Origin of the sequence: Isoptericola sp. NPDC057191 (assembly GCF_042670225.1) — a bacterium.
GTDB lineage: Bacteria > Actinomycetota > Actinomycetes > Actinomycetales > Cellulomonadaceae > Isoptericola.
In genome coordinates this window covers 1-9494 of sequence record NZ_JBHUWC010000156.1, presented here as the reverse complement: position 1 = coordinate 9494, position 9494 = coordinate 1, and the positions used below count along the sequence as shown (strand labels likewise).

Genomic DNA, 9494 nt, shown 5'->3' with positions numbered 1-9494 from the left:
GTGCTGACTTGATCCTCAAACCGCCAGTTTGAGGATCAAGTCAGCACGCTCGTTGCGTTCGGCGGGTCAGCCCAGCAGGGGAGGGGAGCCCGCTCCGGTCCCGGCGAGGACGCCCTCGACGGTCTCGCGCAGCACGTCGCCCTGGTCGTGCTCGGGCGCCCAGTGCAGCAGCTCCCGGGCCCGTGACGCGTCGAGGACGACGTCCGCGCGCGCCATGTCGTACCAGCCGACGTCGATCGGGGCGAGGTGCAGCCGGGAGGCCACGGACAGGCCGGACCGGGCCGCGGTGGACGAGACCGCGACTTTGCGTCCGCCCGCGAGGAGGTCGGCGAGGTCGTCGCCGGTCAGCCAGCCCTCGGGCGCGAGGTTGAACGGCCCCGGGTGCCGGCCGACGACGACCGCCCGGTACGCGTCGGCCGCGTCGTCGGTGTGCATGACCTGCAGGCGCAGGCCGTCGGGCGCGGGGACGACGGGCAGCAGCGCCCCCTCGGGGGCGCGCTTGGCGGCGAGGCGCAACGCGCGGGTCCCGAGCGCGCCGAGGAAGTAGCGCGCCAGCTCGGCGCCGGCCTCCCGCTGCAGCATCAGCGCCGGGCGCACCCGCGTCACGACGAGGCTCGGGTGGGTCTCGGCGGCCTGGTCGAGCATGCGCTCGGCGGCGACCTTCTGCACCGAGTAGGACGACGTCGGCACGCCGCGCCGCGGCCATTCCTCGTCGACGGGGCTGCCGTCCGCGGGGCCGGGGGCGTACACGCCGGAGGTGGAGCCGAGCACGAGGTGCGGCACGCCGCCGCGCACGACGGCGTCGACGACGGCTTGCGTCCCGCCGAGGTTGAGGCGCCGGGCCCGGGCGGAGTTCCGGGCCGACGGGGGCGCCCAGGCCAGGTGGATGACGGCGTCCGCGCCGAGGAAGGCACGGTCCAGCCCGCGGACGACGGCGTCCTGGGTGTCGGTGAGGTCGACCCGGACCCACTCGGCGGCGGAGTGCGGGAACGTCACGGTGCTGCTGCCGTCGGCGCGGGGCACGCGCCGGGCGACCCCCACGATCGACGTGACGGCGGGCTCTCGCACCAGTGCTCGCAGCACGGCAGTCCCGACGTTCCCGCTGGCTCCCACGACGACGACGCGCACGGTCCGACCGTATCCGCGCCTGCGGCGGGGCGCTCGTGCAGGCCGGACGTGCGGCCGGCTGCGTACGCGACACACATCTGTGTATAGCCAACACCGCGTGTATGCCATACGCTCGTGTACGGCATACACGACGAGCTGGAGGGAACGGCCATGAACGACCCCATGATCGAGGTGCGGGGGCTGCGCAAGTCCTACGGACGCACCGCCGTCCTGCGCGGCGTCGACCTCAGCGTCCGGCGCGGCGAGATCTTCGCCCTGCTCGGCCCGAACGGCGCCGGCAAGACCACCACCGTCAACATCCTCACCACGCTGGTCCAGCCCGACGGGGGCACGGCCACGATCGCCGGGGCCGACGTCGTGCGGCAGCCCGCCGCGGTGCGCCGCAGCATCGCGCTGACCGGCCAGTACGCGTCGGTCGACGAGTTCCAGACCGGCGAGGAGAACCTCGTCATGATGGCGGACCTCGCCCACCTGCCGAAGCGCGCCGTGCGGCGCCGGGCCCAGGAGCTCCTCGAGCGCTTCGACCTCGCCGACGCGGCGGGCCGGAAGGTCGGCACCTACTCGGGCGGCATGCGCCGCCGCCTCGACCTGGCCATCAGCCTCGTCGCCGACCCGGCCGTCCTCGTGCTCGACGAGCCCACGACGGGCCTCGACCCGGCGTCACGCTCCCAGCTCTGGGACGTGGTGCGAGGGCTCGCGGCCGACGGCACCACCATCCTGCTCACCACCCAGTACCTGGAGGAGGCCGACCGCCTCGCCGACACCATCGCCGTCCTGTCCGACGGGCAGATCGCCGCCCGCGGCACCGCCACCGAGCTCAAGGCGCTCGTGGCCGGCGACCACGTCCGCGTCTCCTTCGAGGACGCCGACAGCCTCGCCGCGGCCCGCGGCCTCGACCTGCTCGCCGGCGCCGAGGAGGACGCCAAGGAGCTCGCGCTCAGCTTCCCCGCCGCCGAGCCCGTCCGCGCCATCCGCGACGTCCTCGAGCGCGCCGAGGCGCGCGGCCTCGCCGTCGCCGGCGTGAGCGTGGTCAAGCCGACGCTCGACGACGTCTTCCTCGCCCTGACCGGGAGCGGTGCCGCCCGCCGCGCTCCCGGGAGCACCGTCCCCGACCACCCTGCCACCGCCCGCCCCGCCACCGACCGTCCCGCCCCCGAGGAGGCTCTGCGATGAGCACCACCACCCTGGCCCCGCGCCCCGCGCCGGCCCCGCCCCGCGCGACCTCCGGGCGCGCGCCCCTGCGCGACGTCGCCACCATGGCGCGCCGCGAGGCACGGCGTTCCCTGCGGTCCGTCGACGGGCTCATCACCGCCTTCGTGCTGCCGGTGATGATCATGCTCGTCTTCGTCGTCATCTTCGGCGGCGCCATCGAGCAGGACGGGCAGTACATCGACTACGTCGTGCCCGGCGCGCTCATCATGTGCCTGGGTTTCGGCTCGGCGACGACGGCCGTCGCGGTGGCGCAGGACATGACCTCGGGCACGATCGACCGCTTCAAGACGCTCCCGATCTTCGGGCCCTCGGCGCTGTGGGGGCACGTGGTCGCGAGCGTGGTGCGCAACCTGGCGTCCGCGGTGGTCGTGCTGCTGGTCGCCGTCGCCCTCGGGTTCCGGCCCGGCGCCGGGGTGGGCGACTGGCTCGGCTTCGTGGGCCTCGCCGTGCTCGCGGTGCTGACGTTCACGTGGCTCAGCGCCGCCCTCGGCCTGGTGCTGAGCGTCGACGCGTCGCAGTCGGTGAACTTCATCTTCCTGTTCGTGCCGTACCTCAGCTCCGGATTCGTGCCGGTCGACACCATGCCCGACTGGCTGCACGGGTTCGCCGAGCACCAGCCGTTCACGCCGATCATCGAGTCGGTGCGCGGCCTGCTGTCGGGGACCCCGGACGGCGGCACGGTGCTGGTGGCCTGCGCGTGGCTGGTCGGGTTCCTCGCGCTCAGCGTCGCCGTGGGCAGCGTCCTGTACCGGCGTCGGACCGCTCGCTGACCCCGGGTGACGGCTGTGAGCGGGCGTCTGGCCCTGTCTCGACCCCCGAACTGGGCCAGACGCCCGCTCACAGCGTTGCCGGGGCGGAGGAGCCGGTCAGGGATGATGGCCTCATGACGGACATGCCGGAGACGGAGCCGACCGCGCCCGACGCCCCGGAGCTCCCGCCGCGGCTCGCCCTCGCATGGGGCGTCGCGGAGCGGCCGGAGCGGGTGGCGCGCCGCGAGCTCAGCATCGAGCGCATCGTCGAGGCGGCCGTCGAGATCGCCGACGCCGAAGGGCTCGCCGGCGTCTCGATGGCCCGCGTGGCGAAGAGCCTCGGGTTCACCACGATGTCGCTGTACCGGTACGTCACCAGCAAGGACGACCTGCTGCTGCTCATGCAGGAGGTGGCCATCGACGTCGAGTTCCCGCCCGCCCACGAGCCCCCGGACTGGCGCGCCGAGCTGCGCGAATGGGTCCTGTTCACCCTCGCTGTCTTCCGCGCGCACTCCTGGGTGCTCGACATCCCTGTCACCGGCGCGCCCATGACTCCCGCCAACCTGCGGGTCCTCGACGCCGGGCTCCGAGCCCTGCGGACGACCCCGCTCGGCGACGACGAGAAGATCGCGACGATCCTGCTCACCAGCGGGTACGTGCGGAACGCCGCCATCCTCGGCCGGGACCTCGCCCGCGCCGTGGAGGAGGCGGGCGGGGACGACGACGCCCTGGGCTCCGCGTACCGGGACGCCCTGCGCCACCTCGTCGACGAGGTGCGGTTCCCGTACCTGCGCCCGCTGGTGGAGCGCGGCACGTACGTGCCGGCGAGCGGCGACAAGCTCGACGAGCTGGACGACGTCGCCTGGGGTCTCGAGCGGACGCTCGACGGCGTGGGTGCCTATGTCGCGGCACGCGAGGCCGCGGGCGGGCTGGCCGGCCCCGACGACCCCGCGCCCGGGGTCGGCGACGACCCGGCGGTGGTCGAGGCCGTCGCCGTGGCGGGCGCCTACGCCTCGGACGCGAAGGTCAAGAAGGCTGCGGCCCGCCGCAAGGAGGCGGACAAGCGCGTCCGCGAGGCCCAGAAGCGGGTGCGCGAGCTCGAGAAGGCGCTGCGCGACGCCCGCAAGGCCGAAGCCGAGGCCGTCCACGCTGCCGCCGAGCGCGCGAGGCGCTGACCCCGAGCCTCAGGAACGCGTAGTAGCGGCGGTTGCTAGCGGAGGGATGCTCCGGTGCCACGCGCCAGGCGATGATGGGGACCTGGAACCCGTTGACGACGACGGACTCGGCCACTTCGCCGCCGCTGCGCGCAGCGGCGGCGGCGAAGTGGCCGAAGAATCGATGAGGCAGGGCGTATCTACCGTGCCGAGCCCGTGCGCCTCTTCCCCATGCCGTAAGACATCTGTCCTGCGCCGAGACCAAGCACGATCCCGAGGAGGCCGGAGCCTAAACTCTGCATCTCCCCGAGTGAGAGCCCGCCTCGGGCGTCGAACATGAGAAGCATGTACCAGCCTGCAACAGGCGCCAGTGCCAGCACGGTGCCCCAGAAGCGGTTGCCGTAGGCCGAAGCGACCCCGAATGCCAGGCCGGCAACGAGTCCGGTCACGAGACTCAAGTCAGGCTCCCGTCCGTGTGGCCGGTGGGGGGCGTCGTGCGGGGATTCCACAGCGGAGGCAGGAGAAGCCCGACGGCCGCCGCGAGGAAGAATCCGATGAGCAGTGCGAGGATCTCTGCGTCGTCACCCAGCCAGAGGGTGAGTGGCACCACGACGAGCAGTCCGCTGCCGCCAAGGCCCATCGCACGCTTCCCGCGCGCCGTCTTGCGGTGGGGGTGGATCGCGGCGTAGGCAATACCGAACGCCACGCCCACAAATCCGAGAAACACAGCGATCATCCGGTGTTCCTTCCTCCTCGAACGCCTTCATTCCTTGCGTTGCTCGCGGCGTATGCGCTGGAGCTCGACGCCCACCCACACGGCGATCATCGCTGGCGGCACCCAGGTCAGGAAGGTGTCGTAGATGTAGTAGGAGCAGAACAGGCCCCCGGCCAGGCCCAAGGCGAGACTCGCCGCGATCCGCATCCACTCTCGCCGTCCCAGGCTCATGACAGGCACCGTATCTTCTTCCACTCGATCTGCCGCCAGTTCCCGTCGAGGGGTCCGATGCCCCATGCGACCGCGATCTGAACGCACCGGCCTGCGGACTTTGCATAGTTGAAGGTCTTATCGATCGAGATCGCGTTCGCGCCGATGCCTACGAGGCACCCGGCGCTGAGCCATTTCACCGGGATGTAGGTGCAGATGACGCTCGATAGCGCGCCGTACGCGGTATAGCCAGCGATCCTCCTCGTCTCGGCCCTAGTGAAGTTGATGTAGATGTTCCTGCCGAACGTGATCTTCGGATCAGCGACCACGGGGTATGCGGTGGAGCCCGAGGGAGCGACCGTCTGCACCAGGTTGCCGGCCTCGACGGTGTAGGTCGTGGGCACGGCAGCGCCGTTCGCGTCCGCCGCCCACGGCTTGTCCACCGCCCCGATGACGATCACGACACCGTCCTGGACCTTCTGACGCAGCTCGACGGTACCGTCGTCGGCCAGGACCGGCGTGATGTCATCGCCGAACGTGTAGGTGAACTCGTGCGGCCCGTCGGCGTCCTGGGTGACCGTCTGGATACGGACAGCACCGTGGTCGAGAGTCTGCACTGCGGCGTCCGCGCTGTCGCCGGTGCCCTGGTAGACGACGGTGCCGTCGTCGGCGACCTGCGCGTCCTGGGTGGTGATCTCCTTCGGGAGGTTGATCTCCAGCGGGGCGCCCTGGGCGGGTGCGCCGAGAGCCACCGGCTGGTTGCTGTCCACGGGGATCGTGGCCTGCGCCGTGCCTGCCGTGGCCACCACCTGATCGCCCTGCACGGTACCGGCCACCACGGTGCCCTGGTCGGGGGCGACCTCGTCGATGAGGTTCGCCGTGGCCTCGGCCGGGTCCTGCGCGGCGCTGGCGGTGGCCGCACCGCCTACCGCTACCAGCGCCACGGCGACCACGCTGGCGGTCAGGGTCTTGGAGTACGTGATTCTCATCTGGCGCTCCTTGCTTCGGACCCCTCCTCGGTGAGCGGGCTCGGACTCACTCCAGCGCCTCAGCGCTGCGTTTCTGCCTGGATTGCAGAATCTGCACGCCGGCCCCGGGCCGGTGGGCCGGGGTCTCGGCGTCGTGCCCGCTGAGGGCTGGGTCGGCCGCCGGCGGCGTGGACACGTCGGCGGCCCGTGGGCTCCGATGGCAGAATCGGCGCGTGCCAGCCCAGACCCGCACCACCCCCGGACCGGACGAGGACGCGCAGGCCGCGCCGACTCGTGACGAGGTGGAGAGCGCGGCCCGGAAGGCTGCCGACGAGGCCCGCGAGGCCGTCGCGTCGGCGCTGCGGACGGTCGTCGCCGGCGACGTCGACACGAGCTCCCGCCGCCGGGCCGAGTACTCCACCGACGCGTCGAACTACCGCGTCGTGCCCGACGTCGTGGCGTTCCCGCGCAGCTCGCGCGACGTGGAGCGCGGCCTCGAGGTGCTGCGCGAGCTGTCGATCCCGGTGACGGCCCGCGGCGCGGGGACGTCGGTGGCGGGCAACGCGGTGGGCACGGGGGTGGTCCTCGACTTCTCCCGGCACCTGAACCAGGTGGTCGCGGTGGACGCGGAGGCGGGCACCGCCGTCGTCGAGCCCGGCACGGTCATGTCGACCCTGCAGCGCGCGGGCGCCGTCCACGGGCTGCGGTTCGGGCCCGACCCCTCCACGCAGAACCGCGCCACGCTCGGCGGGATGATCGGCAACAACGCCTGCGGCCCGCACGCCGTGGCCTACGGCCGCACCGCGGACAACGTGCTGGAGCTCGACGTCGTCGACGGGCGCGGCCGGCGCTTCACCGCGGGTCGCGGGGACGCGACGTTCGCCGCCGTGCCGGGGCTCGCGGACCTGGTGCGGGAGAACCTCGCGCTCATCCGCACGCAGTTCGGCCGGTTCGGCCGGCAGGTGTCCGGCTACTCGCTGGAGCACCTGCTGCCCGAGAACGGCTCCGACCTCGCCAAGGCGCTGGTGGGCACCGAGGGAACCCTGGTCACCGTGCTCGGCGCGACGCTGCGCATGGTCCCGGTCCCGACGGCGCCCACGCTGGTCGTGCTCGGGTACCCCGACATGCCGTCGGCGGCCGACGACGTCCCGCGGCTGCTGGGCCACCACCCGCTCGCGGTCGAGGGGCTCGACGCCCGGCTGGTCGACGTCGTCCGGCGTGCCAAGGGCGAGGGTGCGGTGCCGGCGCTGCCCGAGGGCGCGGGCTGGCTGATGATCGAGGTCGGCGGCGCGAGCCAGGACGAGGCGAGCGCCCGCGCCGAGGCGATCGTGACGTCGTCGACGGCCCTGTCGTCGCTGGTGCTGCCCGCCGGGCCTGACGCCACGAAGATGTGGCAGATCCGGGCGGACGGGGCGGGCCTCGCGGGCCGCACGCCCGCGGGGGAGCAGGCGTGGCCCGGTTGGGAGGACTCCGCCGTCCCGCCCGAGCGGCTCGGCGCGTACCTGCGCGACCTCGACCAGCTGATGGCGCGCTACGGCGTCGACGGCCTGCCCTACGGACACTTCGGCGACGGGTGCGTGCACCTGCGCATCGACATCCCGATGGAGAGCTCCGGCTCGGTGCTGCGCACGTTCATGACCGACGCCGCCCGGCTCGTGGCGTACCACGGCGGCTCGCTGTCCGGGGAGCACGGGGACGGCCGTGCGCGCTCCGAGCTCCTGCCGCTGATGTACTCGCCGGAGGCGATCCGGCTCATGGAGCAGGTCAAGGCGCTGTTCGACCCTGACGACGTGCTCAACCCGGGCGTCGTCGTGCGCCCCGCGGCCGTGGACGCCGACCTGCGCCGGCCCGCCGCCCGGTCCGTGCCCTCCACGCTGCCGGTAGGGGAGCGGGGCCTCGCCGGGTCCGGGCCGCTGCGCGGCATCGCGAAGAAGACGGGTCACCTCGGGTTCTCGTTCGTGCACGACCACCACGACCTCACGACGGCGGTGCACCGCTGCGTCGGCGTGGGCAAGTGCCGGGCCGACAACCATGCCTCCGGCGGGTTCATGTGCCCCAGCTACCAGGCGACGAAGGACGAGAAGGACGTCACCCGCGGGCGTGCGCGGGTGCTCCAGGAGGCGGTCAACGGCACCCTGGTGGGTGGCCTCACCGCGCCGGAGGTGCGCGAGTCGCTCGACCTGTGCCTGAGCTGCAAGGCCTGCTCGTCGGACTGCCCCGCCGGCGTCGACATGGCGCAGTACAAGTCCGAGGTGTTGCACCGTACGTACAAGGGCAAGCTGCGTCCGGTGGACCACTACGCGCTCGGCTGGCTCCCGCGCTGGGCGCGGCTCGCCGGCGGGATGCCGCGGCTGGTCAACGGGCTGCTCGGCGTGCCGTTGATCGCGAAGACGGTGCTGTGGGCGGGGGGCATGGACACGCGGCGGAAGGTGCCGCAGTTCGCCGAGATCCCGTTCCGCACCTGGTGGAAGCGGGGCTGGGCCTCGCACGGCGTGCCCGGCCTGGGCGCTGGGCAGCGGCCCGGGGACCTGCCCGACGGCGAGCGGCCGAAGGTCGTGCTCTGGGCGGACTCGTTCAGCGACGCCCTCGCGCCGTCCGTGCCGCAGGCCGCGGTGCGCGTCCTGACCGACGCCGGGTACGACGTCGTCGTGCCCTCCCAGCAGGCGTGCTGCGGCCTCACGTGGATCTCGACGGGGCAGCTCGACGGCGCCCGCCGGCGGTTGTCGCAGCTGCTGTCCGTGCTCGGCCCGTACGCGGTGAACGGCATCCCGATCCTCGGGCTGGAGCCGTCGTGCACCGCGGTGCTGCGCTCGGACCTGCTCGACCTCTTCCCGGACGACCCGCGCGCCCGCGCCGTCGCCGACGCCACCCGCACGCTGGCGGAGCTGCTCACCTCACCGGACACCGCCCCGGACGCGGCGTGGCAGGTGCCCGACCTGTCGGACCTGACCGCCGTCGTGCAGCCGCACTGCCACCAGCACGCGGTGATGGGCTTCTCGGCCGACGAGGCGCTGCTGCGCGCGGGCGGGGCCGAGGTCAAGGTCCTCGCCGGCTGCTGCGGCCTGGCCGGGAACTTCGGCATGCAGAAGGGCCACTACGACGTGTCGGTGGCCGTGGCGGAGAACGCCCTGCTGCCGGCCCTGCGCGAGCGGGCAGAGGGCACCGAGTACGTCGCCGACGGCTTCTCCTGCCGCACGCAGGCCCTCCAGCTCGAGGGCGTGGAGGGCAAGGCCCTCGTGGAGGTCATCGCCGAGCGCCTCTGACCCCTCCCCGCCGGGGGTTTGGTGTGTGTGATGGGGGGTGTTACATCCGGGAATGAGGAGCCATTGGTTTTCCCAAAAACCACCAGGGCGGGGGT

The 9494-nt window shown here is 73.0% G+C and carries 8 protein-coding genes; 4 read left to right on the top strand and 4 right to left on the bottom strand.

Features of this window, described 5'->3' with window-relative positions; all coding sequences use genetic code 11:
• Window positions 1-66: 66 nt before the first annotated feature.
• On the bottom strand, window positions 67-1128 hold the full coding sequence (locus tag ACFT55_RS16120) for an NAD-dependent epimerase/dehydratase family protein (RefSeq protein ID WP_380244854.1): 1062 nt from the start codon (window positions 1126-1128) through the stop codon (window positions 67-69).
• 150 nt (window positions 1129-1278) lie between these two features.
• Here ACFT55_RS16120 and ACFT55_RS16115 point away from each other — a divergent pair, with 150 nt between their 5' ends.
• From ACFT55_RS16115 to ACFT55_RS16105, 3 genes are all read left to right on the top strand, one after another.
• A complete protein-coding gene (locus ACFT55_RS16115; protein WP_380244852.1) occupies window positions 1279-2301 on the top strand; it encodes an ATP-binding cassette domain-containing protein in 1023 nt (340 codons plus the stop codon).
• Window positions 2298-3110, top strand: a complete 813-nt coding sequence (locus ACFT55_RS16110; protein ID WP_380244851.1) for an ABC transporter permease — start codon at window positions 2298-2300, stop codon at window positions 3108-3110. The genes ACFT55_RS16115 and ACFT55_RS16110 overlap by 4 nt, the downstream gene beginning before the upstream one ends.
• Window positions 3111-3223: 113 nt before the next feature.
• Window positions 3224-4264 carry a TetR/AcrR family transcriptional regulator gene (locus ACFT55_RS16105; RefSeq protein WP_380244850.1) on the top strand — a complete coding sequence of 347 codons (1041 nt, stop codon included), beginning with the start codon at window positions 3224-3226 and terminating at the stop codon, window positions 4262-4264.
• 433 nt (window positions 4265-4697) lie between these two features.
• Here ACFT55_RS16105 and ACFT55_RS16100 read toward each other — a convergent pair whose 3' ends face one another.
• From ACFT55_RS16100 to ACFT55_RS16090, 3 genes are read right to left on the bottom strand one after another with little or no spacing between them, the layout of a single operon-like run.
• A complete protein-coding gene (locus tag ACFT55_RS16100; protein WP_380244849.1) occupies window positions 4698-4979 on the bottom strand; it encodes a hypothetical protein in 282 nt (93 codons plus the stop codon).
• A 27-nt stretch (window positions 4980-5006) separates the two neighbouring features.
• Entirely contained in the window at window positions 5007-5189 is a 183-nt protein-coding gene (locus ACFT55_RS16095; RefSeq protein WP_380244848.1) for a hypothetical protein, read from the bottom strand.
• A complete protein-coding gene (locus ACFT55_RS16090; protein ID WP_380244847.1) occupies window positions 5186-6121 on the bottom strand; it encodes a hypothetical protein in 936 nt (311 codons plus the stop codon). The genes ACFT55_RS16095 and ACFT55_RS16090 overlap by 4 nt, the downstream gene beginning before the upstream one ends.
• Before the next feature lie 317 nt (window positions 6122-6438).
• Between ACFT55_RS16090 and ACFT55_RS16085 the strand changes: the two genes are divergently transcribed.
• Window positions 6439-9399, top strand: coding sequence for an FAD-binding and (Fe-S)-binding domain-containing protein (locus ACFT55_RS16085; protein WP_380244855.1), 2961 nt, complete (start codon window positions 6439-6441; stop codon window positions 9397-9399).
• Window positions 9400-9494: the final 95 nt, after the last annotated feature.

What these genes read in the sequence shown, in the direction of transcription:
- ACFT55_RS16115 (WP_380244852.1), top strand. Translation starts at nt 1,279, where the DNA reads ATGAACGACCCCATGATCGAGGTGCGGGGGCTGCGCAAGTCCTACGGA.
- ACFT55_RS16110 (WP_380244851.1), top strand. Translation starts at nt 2,298, where the DNA reads ATGAGCACCACCACCCTGGCCCCGCGCCCCGCGCCGGCCCCGCCCCGC.
- ACFT55_RS16105 (WP_380244850.1), top strand. Translation starts at nt 3,224, where the DNA reads ATGACGGACATGCCGGAGACGGAGCCGACCGCGCCCGACGCCCCGGAG.
- ACFT55_RS16100 (WP_380244849.1), bottom strand. Translation starts at nt 4,979, where the DNA reads ATGATCGCTGTGTTTCTCGGATTTGTGGGCGTGGCGTTCGGTATTGCC.
- ACFT55_RS16095 (WP_380244848.1), bottom strand. Translation starts at nt 5,189, where the DNA reads ATGAGCCTGGGACGGCGAGAGTGGATGCGGATCGCGGCGAGTCTCGCC.